Below are 14,440 nucleotides of genomic sequence, written 5' to 3'. Positions count from 1 at the left end.
AACCCATTAAACCTGCATCTGGCTAAGCGTCTGCAACATCTGGTCGGACGTGGTCACGGCCTTGCTGTTGATTTCGTACGCGCGCTGCGTCTGGATCATGTTCACCAGTTCCTGCACCACGTTTACATTCGATGCTTCCACGTAACCCTGCTGCAACGTGCCGCCGCCGTTCAATCCGGGCGTCGTGACGTTCGGCACGCCGGAACCGTTGGTTTCAGCGAACAGGTTTTCGCCTTTTGCATCGAGTCCAGCCGGGTTCGCGAAGGTCGCGATCTGCATTTGCCCGATCGTGGTATTCGCCGTGCTGCCCGGTTGCGTGACCGTGACCGTGCCGTCCGAGCCAATGGTCAGGCTCGTGTAGTTCGCCGGCAGCGTGATTGCCGGCGTGACCGGATATCCGCTCGATGTCACCAGTTGTCCTGTCGGGCTCGCCTGGAACGAGCCATCGCGCGTGTAGGCCGTTGTGCCGTCGGGCATGGTCACCTGGAAAAAGCCGTTGCCGTTGATGGCCACGTCTTTCGAGTTGCCGGTCTGCGACAGGTTGCCCTGCGTGTAGAGGCGCTCCGTTGCGACCTGCTGCACGCCCGTACCCAACTGGCTGCCCGATGCAAGTTCGGTCGTCTGCGTGGAGTTCGCGCCCGGCTGGCGGACGGTCTGGTACAGCAAGTCCTCGAACACCGCGCGCGAACCCTTGAAGCCGTTCGTGCTGACGTTGGCGAGGTTGTTCGAGATCACGTCCATCTGCGACTGCTGCGCATTCATGCCGGTTGCGGCGATGTAAAGAGAGCGGTTCATGTTTTATTGGCCTTTGGGCTAAACAAGCTAAGCACTATGAAAAGCGGGTTAAGCGAGATACGCGGGCGGCGGCTTAGCTGAAATCGAGCAGCTTGTTGGCCGACTGGTCCATCTGGTTCGCGGAATCGAGCATCTTGGTTTGCATCTGGAACTGGCGGGCGTTGGTGATCATGTCCACCATCGCGGAAACCGCATTCACGTTGCTGCCCTCAAGCGATGCCGGCGCGACCGTTACTGCCGGATCGGCGTCGGCCGGCTGGCCATCCGCGGTGCGAAAGAGTCCGTCGTCACCGCGCGCGAGGGTTGCCGGGTCCGGATTGACGAGCTTCAACTGATCGACAGCGGCAATTGCCGTCGCCCGGTCGCCCGGACCGATGGCGTTCACCGTGCCATCCTTGCCGATGGTGATTTCCGCGCCCGGGGGCACTGAAATCGGACCGCCCGTGCCGATCACCGGCAAGTTGTTCGCCGTCACGATCTGCCCGTTCGCGTCCACATGCAGGTTGCCGGCGCGGGTGTACGCTTCCGTGCCGTCGGCGGCCTGGACGGAAAGCCAGCCCGGACCCTGGATGGCGACATCGAGCGGATTGCCGGTCTGCTGGATCGGTCCCGGCGTGTAGTCGGCCGTCGGCGTGGACGCCAGCACGAAAGTGCGCGAACCCGGATCGCCGTTCGCGTTGCCTTCGAAGTTCATTGGCACCTGGCGGAACGCGGAGAGCTGCGCCTTGAAGCCCGTCGTCGATGCGTTGGCGAGGTTGTTCGCCACCGTGCTCTGCTGCTCGAGCGACTGGGTGGCGCCGGTCATCGCGGTGTAGATCAGACGATCCATGCTGGCTCTCTCTCGCTTATATGTTGCTTATGTTGCGCAAGGCCGCGCTTACAGGTTGATCAACGTCTGGTCGACCGTCTGCTGCGTCTTGATGGTCTGCGCGTTCGCCTGGTAGTTACGCTGGGCCGTGATCAGGTTCACGAGTTCGCTTGTCAGGTCCACGTTCGAGTTTTCCACCGCGCCGCCTTGCAGCGTGCCGTGGTTGGTCGCACCCGGCACCGAGATTTGCGCCGCGCCGGACGCGCCGGTTTGCGCGTACACGTTGCCGCCAAGATCCTGCAGGCCGTTCTGGTTGGCGAAGTTGGCGAGCGCGATCTGGCCGAGCGCCTGCGTATTGCCGTTCGAGTAATTGCCCGTGAGCGTGCCGTCCGTGCCTACCGAGAAACCCGTCAGGCTGGCCGATGCCGCGCCGTCCTGGGAACTGCTCTGGACGCCGCTCGTAGCGCCGAACTGCGTCGTGCCGGCAAAGTCCATCGATAAAGCTTGCGTGCCGCCGCTTACCGCGCCGTCGGGAATCGTGAAATTGAACTTGCTCGAGCCCGTCAGGTTGCCCGATGCGTCGAAGCTCACATTGCCCAGCACGCCGCCGCCCGCCGCCGAGCCAACCAGTGTCGGAGGCGTGCCAGTCGTGCCGTACGCGGTCCACGAACCGGTGGAATTCTTGACGAAATAGACAGCCACCTGATGCGTGCCGCCAAGCGAATCGTTGACGTTGATCGAGCTGGTCGCGCTATAGGTGCTCGAGTCCGTGGGATCGAAAGCGGTCGTGCTCGGAATATCGGCCGATTGCGAATTCAGGTTGAACGCGAACTTCACGTTCTTGGTTGCGACCGGCGGGAGATTGGCCGTCGATACCGTCAGCGGCACGGTTGCCGCGCTGTTGACGATCCCCGAGTTGTTCGCCGCATAACCCATCAGCAACTGGCCCGCGGAATTGCCGATCGTGCCATCCGCGTTCAGATGGAAAACGCCGTTGCGCGAATACACCGACGCGCCGTTGTCCGAGAGCTGGAAAAAGCCGTTGCCGTTGATGGCGACATCGAGCGCCTGATTCGTGGACGTGATCGTGCCCTGGCCAAACTGCTGCTGCACTTCGGCGAGCTTCGTGCCAATGCCCACCTGGTTGTTCACCGCGCTCGCAACCGAGTTCGCGTACATATCGGCGAATTGCGCCTGGCTTTCCTTGAAGCCAACCGTGTTCGCGTTGGCGATGTTGTTGCCGATCACATCCAGGTCGCTCGATGCACCCGACAAACCCGATAAACCTTGTTGGTAACCCATGACGGTCTCCGCTTTTGAATGTGGTTAGAGAATCGAGGCGACGCTGGTCAGTCCGACCGTCGTGCCGTTTGCGAGGCGCAGACCGGCGGTTCCGTCGGCTTGCTGCACCACGCTTTGAACCTGCGACGCCGACAGCACCGTGGCCGTTGCCGCCTTGCCGCTGATCGTGCCAGCCGCCGAAATGGTGTACGTGCCGTCGGGCAGCGTTGCGCCGTTTTTGTCTACCGGCGTCCAGCCCGAGAGCGGCACGACGCCCGCCGGCTGAGCGCCGAGGTCGAGCGTGTTCACAATCTGGCCGGCCGAGTTCTTGACGTTGATCGTGAGGTCGTCCAGCGCGTTCGCGGTCTGCACGCCGAAGCTGGTCGACTTGCCGCTTGCCACCGTCACGCTGTTGCCCGGCGCGAGCACGGTCGAGCCGATCAGCAACGCTGCCTGCGCCGACTGTCCCGCCGACAACTGCCCCGCGAGCGAGGTCAGCGACGTATTCAACTGGCCGATGCCCGACACCGTGCTGATCTGCGCGAGTTGCGAGGTCATCTGCGAGCTGTCGGTCGGGTTCGTCGGATCCTGGTTCTTCAACTGCGTGACGAGCAGCGTAAGGAAGGTGTTCTGCAGGTCGGACGGCGACTGGGCACCGGTCGCGCTGGACGCGGAACTCGACGACGAAGAACTCGACGTGCCGTTCATGGTGTCCAGCAGCGTCTGGGATACGGTTGTCCCGTTGTTGCCGATCGTGGTGTTGGTTGTCACGGGATTGTCCTCAGGTTCCGATCGTCAGGGTTTTAAGCATGAGCTGCTTGGCGGTATTGAGCGTCTCGACGTTCGCCTGATAGGAACGCGACGCCGAAATCATGTTGACCATTTCCTGCACCGGATCCACGTTCGGCATGGTGACGTAGCCGTCCGGGTTGGCTGCTGGATTGGTCGGGTCGTAGCTGGTTTTCATGGGCGTGGGGTCGTCTATCACGCCCGTCACCTGCACGCCGCCCACTTGCTGGCCCGAGGCCGTGCGCGCGCCGCCGAGCGGATCGACGGCGAACACCACCTGCTTCGCCTTGTACGGCTGGCCATCGGGACCGGTCGTGCTGTCCGCGTTCGCCAGGTTCGACGCCGTCACGTTCAGGCGCTGCGCCTGGGCGGACATCGCCGAACCGGCCACGTTGAAAATGTTCATTAAAGATGGCATGGCCTGTTCCTCAGTTCGACGTAATGGCCGAGAGCATTCCCTTGATCTGCGACGAGATCACCGTCATGCCGGCTTCGAAGTGCAAGGCGTTATCGGCGAATTGCACGCGCTCCGAGTCCATGTCGACCGTATTGCCATCCAGCGACGGCTGGCTCGGAATCCGGTACGCGAGCTTGCCGTAGTCGTCGGTGCTGCCGCCGCTTGCCGTGAGCTTCGATGCCCCCGCCATATGTCCCGGCGACGTCACCGCCAACCCCGCGCTGGTCGAGACGCTCACGGGCTGCGCCATTTGCAGCGTGCCTGTGCTCGCGGCGGTGCCCGCCGCCGCGCCGGTCTTTTTCAGCGCGCCGGCCAGGGCGCTCGAGAAATCGACGTCGCGCGCCTTGTAGCCGGGGGTATCGGCGTTCGCAATATTCGACGACAGCAGTTCCTGCCGATACGCCCGCACATCGAGCGCCTCGCGGCCAAACGCAAATTCCTGGTCGAGCTTGTCCAGCATCACGGTTCTCCTTCGGCTTCCTGTGTCCTGCGTCCTGGGTCTTCGGTCACGGCGCTTGATGGCGTCGAAGGAAGACTTTTTGGCATGAGACGAATCTTAGAAGCGGGACGCAAGATGCAATCAGACGAATAACAGGGAAAGGCGGCCTCTATTCGACGGTTGCCTTTGGCCGTCAATATCTAGAATTCGTCTCGTAGGTTGACGAACGATGAGTTTTTGCCTGGGAGAAACGTAATGCACAGCGTCGCTGCGCCTGTCCGCCAGACGGCCACGCGCCGCCCGGAGACGGACGGCTCAACGCGCGATATCGCGTCGCGTTTGCGTGCGTTCCCGTGGGCGCTGGCGCTGGTTTGGGGATGTGCCGCGATGCCCGTCCAGGCGCAGGAAAACGGCGGCGCCATCATGATTTCGGGGCCGGGCGAGACCAATCCGGCAGCTGTCGTGGCGATGGCGAAGAATGCCGGCATGAATGTGAATGCCGCGCCGATGGCCCAGCCGATGATGCAGCCGCCAGGCAGTGCGCAACCGATAGGAACGCCCAGTCCGCGCGGTTATGCGCGTGCCGTGAATGGCGCCAATGCCGCCATGCGCGCCGCGGCGCTTGCGCTCGATGCCCGCGCCGACGCCGCCGACGCTTCCTCCTCTTCCGCCGATAGCAGCGGCATGATCGTGATCCCGGGCAACGGCGAAGCCAAACCCGCGCCGCAACCCAGACTGGCGATGACGCCAAGCCAAAGCACGGCCCCAAGCACGCCCCCGAGCACGCCTCAAAGCGCACCCGCGGGCGGCATGATCGAGATTCCCGGCAATGGCGAGCCTTCCACGGCCGCCGTCCGGCCGCTGCAGCGCGTGGCGGTATCGGCGAGAGATGTGACGCCGGTTATCGTTCAAGCTGACGATCCCGCCAAACAGGACGCGGTCGTGCCGAACCGCATGGCGGCGCGCGGGTTTCAGGCGCGGCCGATTGCCGCCGCCCCCGCCGTGCCGGTTGCAGGCGGCATGATGGCTGTATCGATGCGGCCTGCCGCGCCGATCCGCGCGCCCCTCACGCCGGGCGCTGCTACTGTGCAAGCGCCGCAAGGCGCGCAGCCTTCGCAGGACGGCGATTCCATCCGCGCCGCCGCGCTTGCGTTTCTGACGCAGGAAGCGGCCGGATTGCCCGGCAAGGCCGATATCACCGTGACGCCTGTTTTCCCGCGCGGCCTCGCCCCATGCGCGACGCTCGAGCCATTCATGCCGCCGGGCGCGCGCCTCTGGGGCCGCACCACCGTTGGCGTGCGCTGCACGGGCGACCGGCCGTGGACGCTTTACCTGCAGGCGCGCGTCTCGCTGCAGGCAACGTATTACCTCGCCGCCCGCGCCATGGCGCCCGGCGAAGTGCTGACCGCAGCCGACCTGAGCGCGCGCGATGGCGACATCACGTCGATGCCGCAAGCCATCGTCACCGATCCGTCGCAAGCGGTTGGCGCGACGACGTTATCGCGGATTGTCGCCGGGTTGCCGCTGCGCACCGACATGCTGCGCGGCGCCAGTTCAGTCGTGATCGGATCGTCGGTGCACGTGGTGACCAGCGGCGCAGGCTTTTCAATATCGGCGGAAGGCAGCGCCATGAACAACGCCGCGCCCGGCCAGCAGGTCCGCGTAAAAACGGCTGGGGGACAGATCATTACGGGCATCGTAAAGGACAGTTCGACCGTTGAAGTCCAGTTGTAAAAGCCGGGCTTGAGCGGCTTATGTGGGATAACCCTCAGTTGTTGCACTTTGTTTCAATTAGCCAGAAGCCTTTTGCAATAAGGCTTTCGGGCCGATGTAACCTGACGGCGGGTGGTTCCGTGGGCGGGAGGGGTAAAGTTTTTACACCTGCTCGCCGATAAAAGGATCACATCGTCAGGGAAGACCATCGTGAAAATCGATTCCAGCAACACCAGCCAGATCGCAGCATTGCAGGAAGCTGCGCAACAACGTGCGGCGCAAGCCGATTCGCAAACGCCCTCCACGACGGGCGCAGCCGCGCCGGCCGCCACGACTGGCGGCTCGAATTCGACGGTGAGCCTGTCGGCTTTATCGACGGATTTGCGGACGTCGAGCAGCGCCGATATTGACACGGCGAAAGTCGCGGCGATCAAGGCATCGATTGCGGACGGCAGCTACAAGGTCGATTCGGGCAAGGTCGCCGACGGCATTTTGTCGAGCGCGAGTGAGTTGTTGAAGACGCAAACCCCGCCGGCCGGCGGCTGAGCCCGCGTTCGAGGTTCAGATCAAGCATCGTCGTTTTAGTGGCGGCGATGCAGCGCCGGGCGGCTTTTTTCGACCTTGGCACCGCCATTGAGCGCGGGCCGGAGTTTTTAGCGAGTCGCCCATGAAAGACGCTTTGCTTGACACTGTCATTGAAGAGATCGCCGCTGTGGAGGCGTTCGAATCGCTGCTTGCCTACGAAGAGAAAGCGCTCACGGCTGCTTCGCCGCTTGAGACGTTGCCTTCGATCATCGAACAAAAACTTGCATTGACCGGGCAGATCGCCGCGCTGGAGCGTGCGCGGGATGAGCGGCTTGGCGCGCTTGGTTTGCCTGAAGGTTTTGCGGGCATGGAACAGGCCGTTATTGGCGATGAAGCGTTGCATGCCCGATGGCAGGAATTGCAGGATCTGGCGCGGCGGGCCAAGCGCAGCAATAACAATAATGGTGTGTTGATCCGCACGCGCATGGAATACAACCGGACGGCGCTGGCGGCGCTGACCATCGCGCCGGTGAAGTCGGCGTTTTATGGGCCGGATGGGCGAGTGCCGGGGGTTTTGGGTCTTTAGAGGGGTTGGACGCTGGCGCTCGGGGGGACCCTGGCAACTCCCAACTGCCCCCAACCGCCAGCGTCAATAAACACCACATTCGGTGACAATAACGCCCAAAGGCAAATCAAACTCCCCCCGCGGTAGCGCATCGCACTTGGCAGATTCAAACGCCACGCCGATCGTCATCGGCTTCCGCTCGCCAGGCCAAACCGCCAGCGTCCGATCGTAATACCCGCCGCCATAACCCAACCGATACCGCTCGGCATCAAACCCCACGCAGGGAACAAGCAGCAAATCCGGGACAACCACGCGCTCCTCCTCCGGCACGGCAATCCCAAACCGCCCCTTCTTCATAGCGGAATCAGCCCGCCAGGCATGAAACACGAGCGGTTGCCTCGGTGCAACAACCACCGGCAACGCCGCTGTCCTCGACGCTTTCAACGCCAGCCAAACCGCCATTGCATTGCGTGCATCGAACTCACCGGCAACGGGCCAATAAAACCCAATGCACGATGCATCCGGATACCCCGCGACGACCTCCATCAAACGCCGCGCAAGCGCCTCGTCTCGCGCCTCCTGACCAGCCGCGCCGCCTTGCGCTTCGCGGGCTGCAAGCAAGCTCGCACGCAGCGCGCTTTTGGCTTCCATAAGAGGGTTGCATGCTATGCTCTGGATCACTTCGCGCTCCACAAAAAACGATGTCAAAACGTCTCAAACGAGTATATCTCGCAGCCGCCACAGCGCTCGCCACGATCACGCTGATCGGGTGCGGCACCGCGTCGGCAGTTCGCCCATCAGCCGATTATTCGCTGTCGCAAGACGATCGCACTTTCGTTCAATTGCGCGAAGCCGCGCGCTCGAATGACGCCGGCCGCGCCATGCAGCTCGCCGCGCAAATTCCGAATTATCCGGCGCCCGGTTATGTCGAATATTTCACGCTTAAACCGCAGTTGTTCGACTCGCAAGGCCATGCACGCGTGGACGCGCCAGACGAGCCGGTGCTTTCGTTCCTGCAACGCTATGACGGCCAGGCAATCGCCGACCGCATGCGCAATGACTATCTCGTCGTGCTCGGCGCGCGCCACGACTGGCGCAATTTTCTCGATCAATATTCTCGCTTCGTCCTGAACGACGATACCCAGGTGAAATGCTACGCGCTCGAAGCGCGGGCTTCACGCGGAGAAAACGTGTCGGACGCCGCCCGCGCATTGCTCGCGGATCCCAAATGGTACGGCGACGGCTGTGTGGACCTGATCTCCGCGCTGGCGGTATCGCAGCAATTCACTTCCGACGACGTCTGGCAACAAATCCGCCTCGCGTACGAACAAAACTACACCAACACGGGCAGCAAGATCGCGGACGCGCTCGGGCAGCAACGCCCAAGTCAGACCTCGTTCGATAGCGCCGCGAACACGCCGCCGCTGTATCTCGCGCGCGGCATTGGCCGCGACACGACTTCGCATCAACTTGCGTTGGTGGCCATCACGCGCATGGCGCGCAACGACCCGGCCATGGCGGCGGCGTCGTTTAGTTCAGTGGCGCCAGCGTTGACGCCGACCGAGCGCGCAACTGGCTGGGGGACGATTGCCTATCAGGCTGCGTCAAAGCGCATGCCGAGCGCGGTGGACTGGTACAGGCTGTCGGTGAACGCGCCGTTGTCGAATCCGGCTTACGAATGGCGCACGCGCAGCGCCTTGCTCGCCGGCGACTGGACCATGGTGCGCTGGTCGGTGGAACAAATGCCGCCCACGCTGCGCAATCAGCCAGCATGGATCTACTGGCACGCGCGCGCCTTGAAACAAGCCGGCGATACCGCCGCGGCCGCCCAGGAATTCACGAGCATCGCGGATCAGTTCAATTTCTACGGCCAGCTTGCATCGGAAGAAATGGGACAGAAGATCACCGTGCCGCCGCGCACAACCGTGACCGATGCCGAAATTGCCCAAGCCCAGACTATTCCGGGCTTCGCGTTGTCGCAGAAGTTCTATGACATGAACCTGCGGCTCGAGGGAAATCGCGAATGGAACTGGCCGCTGCGGACCATGACGGATCGCCAGTTGCTGGCGGCGGCGCAATACGCGCGGCGTATCGAGTTGTTCGACCGCACCGTGAATACCGCCGACAAAACCAAAACCGAGCACGATTTTTCGCTGCGCTACCTCTCGCCCTACAAGGACGTGGTCGACCGTGAGTCGAAGAATACCGGGCTCGACATTGAATGGGCCTACGGCCTGATCCGCCAGGAATCGCGCTTCATCATCAATGCAAAGTCCGAAGTGGGCGCGGGCGGCCTGATGCAACTGATGCCGGGCACCGCGCAACTGGTCGCGAAGAAGATTGGCATGGGACCGGTCTCGCGTGAGCAGATGAATGACATCGATACAAACATCCTGCTCGGCACGAACTATCTGGCCATGGTCTACAACCAGTTCGACGACTCCGCTGTGCTGGCCACGGCCGGCTACAACGCCGGGCCGGGGCGGCCGAAACAATGGCGCTCCACGCTCAACGCGCCGGTAGAGGGCGCGATTTTTGCTGAAACCATTCCGTTCACCGAAACCCGCGATTACGTCAAGAACGTGCTGTCGAACACCGTGTATTACGCGGCCTTGTTCGAGGGGCGTCCGCAATCGCTGAAGGCGCGGCTCGGCTACATCGCGCCATAAGCGGATTGCATCAAGGGTCGACCAAGGCCCGCCGCGCGTTTCGCTTATCCGGCAACCGGCGCGTCGGAAGCTCAAGCGCGGCGCGCCGCCTTGCACTTTCGCGCGCCGCCGCCGTCACTCACAGGGGCGAATATGCGACATCAAACCATTGCGTTGATCGGCGGATCGGGGTTTATTGGCAGTCATCTGGTCAATGCGCTTGTGGAAGTCGGCAAGAACGTGCGCATTGCCACCCGGCGGCGCGAGAACGCAGCGCATCTCACGCTGCTGCCCGTGGATGTGATCGAAACCAACGTCTACGATCCCGTTCAACTCGCCGCTTTCGTGTCGCAAGCCGATGCGGTCATCAATCTCGTCGGCATCTTGCAGGGCAAACGCGGCGTGCCTTACGGCCCGCAGTTCGCAAAGGCGCACGTCGAGTTGCCGAACAAGATCGTGGCCGCGTGTCAGGCGAAAGGCGTGCGGCGGCTGCTTCACATGAGCGCGCTCGGCGCGGATTCGAACGGTCCGAGCATGTATCTGCGCTCGAAAGGCGACGGCGAAAAAGCCGTGCGCGAAGCGAATCTGGCTGCAACCATTTTTCGTCCGTCCGTGGTGTTCGGTCCCGAAGACAATTTCCTGAATCAGTTCGCGTTCCTTGAACGGATCTTTCCCGTGATTCCCCTCGCGTGCTCGCAGGCCCGGTTCCAGCCGGTCTTTGTCGGCGATGTCGCCAAGGCGTTCGTCAACGCGCTCGATCTCGATGCAGCCAGCGGCCGCGCCTATGAACTCGCGGGTCCGAAGGTCTACACGCTCGAAGAACTCGTGCGCTTCAGCGGCGCGGCGATCGGCAAGAACGCACGCATCATCCGCTTGCCCGAAAGCCTTGGCCGCCTTCAGGCAATGTCGCTGGAACTCGCGCCCGGCGAACCCATGATGTCGCGCGATAATCTGGATTCCATGAAAGCGCCGAACGTCGCGAGCGGTCCCATGGCGCCGGAGTTGGGTATCGATCCGGCGAGTATCGAGGCCATTGCGCCGATGTATCTCACCGGATCATCGGCCCGTTCGCGTTTCAACACATTCCGGGCGTCGGCGGGACGTTGACAGCCGTGTTCCATTTGCTGTGCTTCAACCTTGAATATTCGCGATGAAACTCGTTATCGGTGACAAAAACACATCTTCGTGGTCCATGCGGCCATGGCTCGTGCTCAAGCACTTCGGCATTCCGTTTGAAGAGGTGATGATCCGCCTCGGCCAGCCGGATTCCAGCGCGAACATCCTGGCGCATTCGCCATCGGGCAAGGTGCCGTGTCTCGTGACGGACGCGGGCGATGCGGTCTGGGAATCGGTCGCGATCATGGAAACGCTGGCCGAACTGTTCCCGCAGCACGCCATGTGGCCGCGCGACACCGCCTTGCGCGCGCACGCCCGCAGCATCAGCGCGGAAATGCACGCGGGTTTTAACGACCTGCGCGAGCAAATGTCGATGAACATCCAGCGCCAGGCATTCGGGCAGGCGCTGACGGCGGGCGCATTGGCGAACGTGAAACGAATCGATCTGATCTGGCGCAACTGCCTTACCGCGCAGGGCGGCCCGTTCTTGTTCGGCAAGGAATTCGGTATAGCCGACGCCATGTTCGCGCCGGTCGTCATGCGCTTCAATTCCTACGCGCCGAAGATCAGCGACGCCGCGCGCGCCTATTGCCAAACCATTACGGCCATGCCGGAAGTCGCCGAATGGATAGAAGGCGCGCGGAAAGAGCAATGAACATCTTTGTCGTGGGCGGTGCGATCCGCGATGAAATGCTTGGTCTGCCCGTGCAGGACCGCGATTACGTTGTGGTGGGCGCGACGCCGGAGCAAATGACGGCGCAGGGTTTCAAGCCGGTCGGCAAGGATTTTCCGGTGTTCCTGCATCCGCAGACGCACGAGGAATACGCGCTGGCGCGCACCGAGCGCAAGACGTCGGCGGGATATCACGGCTTCCAGTTTTTCTACGCACCCAATGTCACGCTCGAAGAGGATCTTGCGCGGCGTGACTTGACGGTCAACGCCATGGCGCGCGAAGTGCGGCCAGATGGTGAACTGACCGGGCCGCTGATCGATCCGTTCGGTGGCCGCGCCGATCTTGAAGCGCGCGTGTTCCGGCATGTGGGCGATGCGTTCATTGAAGATCCGGTACGGATTTTACGGATCGCGCGATTTGCCGCGCGCTTTGTGGATTTCACCATCGCCGATGAAACCCTCGCGCTCATGAAGCGCATGGTCGCCGACGGCGAAGTCGATGCGCTCGTGCCCGAGCGTGTCTGGCAGGAGGTATCGCGCGGCTTGATGGAGAACAAGCCGTCGCGCATGTTCGAGGTGCTGCGCGCATGCGGCGCGCTCGTGCGGATCTTGCCGGAAGTGGATTCGCTATGGGGCGTCGCGCAACGCGCCGACTATCATCCGGAAGTCGATACGGGCGTGCACGTGATGATGGTGGTCGACTACGCGGCGGCTCATGGTTTCGCTTTACCGGTCCGGTTCGCCGCGCTCACCCACGACCTGGGCAAGGCGACTACGCCCGAAGATATCCTGCCGCGTCACATTGGCCATGAAGGTCGCAGCGTCGATCTGCTGAAGCCTTTGTGCGAGCGTTTGCGTGTGCCGAACGATTGCCGCGATCTCGCGCTGCTGGTGGCGCGTGAGCACGGAAATATCCATCGTGTGATGGAGTTTGGCGCGGCCGCGCTGGTGCGTCTGTTCGAACGATGCGACGCGTTGCGCAAGCCCGCGCGATTCGCCGAAGCGCTGCAAGCCTGTGTTTCCGATGCCCGCGGCCGTCTTGGTTTGAGCCAGCAACCGTATCCGCAAGCCGAGCGTTTGCGCGAAGCGCTGGTGGCGGCGCGCGCGGTTAATGCCGGCGCGGTCGCGCAGCAATACGCGAGCGAGCCGGGGAAGATCAAGGACGCGGTTCATGCGGCGCGCGTGGCGGCCGTGGAAGCGACGCTTCAGAAAGCCTAAAGCGCCCGGGCGATCAGCGAAAGGATGATCGAAAGCAGAATGGTCGACATGAACGGAAACGAATACTCGCGTCCGAACACACGCAGCGTGAAATCGCCGGGCAACCTGCCAATACCGAGTTTCTTCATCCACGGCAGGGAAGCCGAAAGAATGGTCAACGCAATAAATGTGGTGAGAACCCAGCGGATCATGGCGTCATAGCGTGTGCGAGCGATCGCCGGACGAGAACGCGGCGATGGCTTCATCGATACCGCGCGAAAACGCGATCACCTTGAACAACTCGCCCATTTCCGCCTCGGATAACAACTTCTGCACCGCGTTGGCCGCCGGCAAAAAACGGCGGACATCGGTTGGATCGATGTCGGAAAGCGTGTCGGTGATTCCCGCGTTCATCAGGAATCGCGCCTGCGATGTAAAACCGAGCAGATCCGCGCCCGCGTCGGTTCCAGCTTCCGCGATCCCCGAAAACTCCACGTGCGCCGTGATGTCCTGCAAGCCCGGATACAAGAACGGATCGCCATGCGCCCGGTGCCGGTAATGGCACATCAGCGTGCCCTGCGCGCGCTGAGCGTGATAGAACTCGCGCCGCGGAAACCCGTAATCGATAAAAAACGCCGCGCCGCGCGTGAGCATCGTGCAAATGGTGCGCGTGAACGTCAGCGCGGCTTCGTGCGTCTCGCTCACGTATTCCATGAACGGCTCGTCGTTGACTTCGTCGATAGTCGTGTCGATTTCGGCGAGCAAGGGGTCATCGAGCGCGGCGAGAAGGGGTTTGTCGTCGAAGGCGAAATGATCCTGGGACCAGACGACGCCGCGCTCCTGCCACTCGCCTAACTTGCGCACGACCAGGCGCACGGGCATGGCGTCGAGCACCTCGTTGCCGATCACCACGCCTTCGAATTGCTCCGGCAGCGCGCTTAACCACTGGACTTTCGACGCCAGTTCCGGGGCTTCGGCTTCAATCGTCGCGCGCTGCCGTTGCTGCAGTTCTCCCGATAAATCGACGATTGCGTAGTTATCGAACGGGACATCGAGCGCCTTGAGCGCGTTCAGCAAGCCCGCTGCGAGCTTGCCCGTGCCGGCGCCGAATTCCATCAGGTTGCGCGTGCCGCTGTCACGCAACGCTTGCGCGACGGGCCGTGCGAGCGTTGCAGCGAACAGCGGCGACATTTCCGGTGCGGTCACGAAATCACTGCCGTCGTCGCCGCGTTTGCCGAATTTCATCGCGCCACCGCTGTAATAACCGAGGCCGGGCGCGTAAAGCGCGAGTTCCATGTATCGGCTGAACGGCATCCAGCCGCCGGCCGACGCGATTTCCTCGCGGATGCGCGCCGTCAGCCGCTCGGACTGCGCGAGCGCATCGGGGCCGGGAGCAGGTAAACTGTCGGATTCGTGAGCTTTTGGATTCATTCCG

16 protein-coding genes are annotated in these 14,440 nt (G+C 62.6%); 7 read left to right on the top strand and 9 right to left on the bottom strand.

What is annotated here, in order from left to right; translation table 11 throughout:
- Positions 1 to 6 precede the first annotated feature (6 nt).
- The 6 genes from flgG to flgB form a co-directional block, all read right to left on the bottom strand.
- Positions 7 to 795, bottom strand: a complete 789-nt coding sequence (gene flgG / locus ACRWA7_RS32500) for a flagellar basal-body rod protein FlgG (RefSeq protein ID WP_060817678.1) — start codon at positions 793 to 795, stop codon at positions 7 to 9.
- Positions 796 to 868: 73 nt separating this feature from the next.
- A complete protein-coding gene (flgF, locus tag ACRWA7_RS32495; protein ID WP_060817679.1) occupies positions 869 to 1,624 on the bottom strand; it encodes a flagellar basal-body rod protein FlgF in 756 nt (251 codons plus the stop codon).
- A gap of 48 nt (positions 1,625 to 1,672) precedes the next feature.
- Positions 1,673 to 2,905 carry a flagellar hook protein FlgE gene (flgE, locus tag ACRWA7_RS32490; protein ID WP_438394776.1) on the bottom strand — a complete coding sequence of 411 codons (1,233 nt, stop codon included), beginning with the start codon at positions 2,903 to 2,905 and terminating at the stop codon, positions 1,673 to 1,675.
- Between the two features lie 24 nt (positions 2,906 to 2,929).
- On the bottom strand, positions 2,930 to 3,655 hold the full coding sequence (locus ACRWA7_RS32485; protein WP_060817681.1) for a flagellar hook assembly protein FlgD: 726 nt from the start codon (positions 3,653 to 3,655) through the stop codon (positions 2,930 to 2,932).
- 10 nt (positions 3,656 to 3,665) lie between these two features.
- Positions 3,666 to 4,091: a flagellar basal body rod protein FlgC gene (gene flgC, locus ACRWA7_RS32480; RefSeq protein WP_056356433.1), complete on the bottom strand. Its 426-nt coding sequence runs from the start codon at positions 4,089 to 4,091 to the stop codon at positions 3,666 to 3,668.
- A gap of 10 nt (positions 4,092 to 4,101) precedes the next feature.
- Positions 4,102 to 4,590 carry a flagellar basal body rod protein FlgB gene (flgB, locus tag ACRWA7_RS32475; RefSeq protein ID WP_438394774.1) on the bottom strand — a complete coding sequence of 163 codons (489 nt, stop codon included), beginning with the start codon at positions 4,588 to 4,590 and terminating at the stop codon, positions 4,102 to 4,104.
- Positions 4,591 to 4,824: 234 nt separating this feature from the next.
- Between flgB and flgA the strand changes: the two genes are divergently transcribed.
- From flgA to ACRWA7_RS32460, 3 genes are all read left to right on the top strand, one after another.
- A complete protein-coding gene (gene flgA / locus ACRWA7_RS32470) occupies positions 4,825 to 6,303 on the top strand; it encodes a flagellar basal body P-ring formation chaperone FlgA (RefSeq protein ID WP_438394772.1) in 1,479 nt (492 codons plus the stop codon).
- A 189-nt stretch (positions 6,304 to 6,492) separates the two neighbouring features.
- The gene (gene flgM, locus ACRWA7_RS32465) at positions 6,493 to 6,828 is read left to right on the top strand and encodes a flagellar biosynthesis anti-sigma factor FlgM (protein ID WP_438394770.1); all 336 of its coding nucleotides are present in this window, start codon (positions 6,493 to 6,495) and stop codon (positions 6,826 to 6,828) included.
- A 121-nt stretch (positions 6,829 to 6,949) separates the two neighbouring features.
- The gene (locus ACRWA7_RS32460) at positions 6,950 to 7,393 is read left to right on the top strand and encodes a flagella synthesis protein FlgN (protein WP_060817685.1); all 444 of its coding nucleotides are present in this window, start codon (positions 6,950 to 6,952) and stop codon (positions 7,391 to 7,393) included.
- 63 nt (positions 7,394 to 7,456) lie between these two features.
- Here the strand turns inward: ACRWA7_RS32460 and ACRWA7_RS32455 are convergent, their stop codons facing one another.
- Positions 7,457 to 8,023 (bottom strand): 5-formyltetrahydrofolate cyclo-ligase, encoded by a 567-nt coding sequence (locus ACRWA7_RS32455; RefSeq protein ID WP_438394769.1) that lies wholly within the window; start codon positions 8,021 to 8,023, stop codon positions 7,457 to 7,459.
- 50 nt (positions 8,024 to 8,073) lie between these two features.
- Between ACRWA7_RS32455 and ACRWA7_RS32450 the strand changes: the two genes are divergently transcribed.
- The 4 genes from ACRWA7_RS32450 (at position 8,074) to ACRWA7_RS32435 (ending at position 13,026) form a co-directional block, all read left to right on the top strand.
- The gene (locus ACRWA7_RS32450; protein ID WP_438394767.1) at positions 8,074 to 10,041 is read left to right on the top strand and encodes a transglycosylase SLT domain-containing protein; all 1,968 of its coding nucleotides are present in this window, start codon (positions 8,074 to 8,076) and stop codon (positions 10,039 to 10,041) included.
- 132 nt (positions 10,042 to 10,173) lie between these two features.
- Entirely contained in the window at positions 10,174 to 11,127 is a 954-nt protein-coding gene (locus tag ACRWA7_RS32445) for a complex I NDUFA9 subunit family protein (RefSeq protein ID WP_060817687.1), read from the top strand.
- A gap of 43 nt (positions 11,128 to 11,170) precedes the next feature.
- Positions 11,171 to 11,791, top strand: coding sequence for a glutathione S-transferase family protein (locus tag ACRWA7_RS32440; protein WP_438394765.1), 621 nt, complete (start codon positions 11,171 to 11,173; stop codon positions 11,789 to 11,791).
- Entirely contained in the window at positions 11,788 to 13,026 is a 1,239-nt protein-coding gene (locus ACRWA7_RS32435) for a multifunctional CCA addition/repair protein (RefSeq protein ID WP_438394764.1), read from the top strand. Before ACRWA7_RS32440 ends, ACRWA7_RS32435 begins: the two co-directional genes overlap by 4 nt.
- Here ACRWA7_RS32435 and ACRWA7_RS32430 read toward each other — a convergent pair.
- Together ACRWA7_RS32430 and ACRWA7_RS32425 are read right to left on the bottom strand one after the other, a co-directional pair.
- Positions 13,023 to 13,217: a DUF2905 domain-containing protein gene (locus ACRWA7_RS32430; protein ID WP_060817690.1), complete on the bottom strand. Its 195-nt coding sequence runs from the start codon at positions 13,215 to 13,217 to the stop codon at positions 13,023 to 13,025. The genes ACRWA7_RS32435 and ACRWA7_RS32430 overlap by 4 nt on opposite strands.
- A 4-nt stretch (positions 13,218 to 13,221) precedes the next feature.
- A complete protein-coding gene (locus ACRWA7_RS32425; RefSeq protein ID WP_438394762.1) occupies positions 13,222 to 14,436 on the bottom strand; it encodes a class I SAM-dependent methyltransferase in 1,215 nt (404 codons plus the stop codon).
- Positions 14,437 to 14,440 lie beyond the last annotated feature (4 nt).

This window comes from Caballeronia sp. DA-9, from assembly GCF_051615025.1.
In the GTDB taxonomy this organism is placed as follows: Bacteria; Pseudomonadota; Gammaproteobacteria; order Burkholderiales; family Burkholderiaceae; genus Caballeronia; species Caballeronia sordidicola.
The sequence above is the reverse complement of the archived record's forward strand: the minus strand, read 5'-3'. Positions and strand labels throughout refer to the sequence as shown.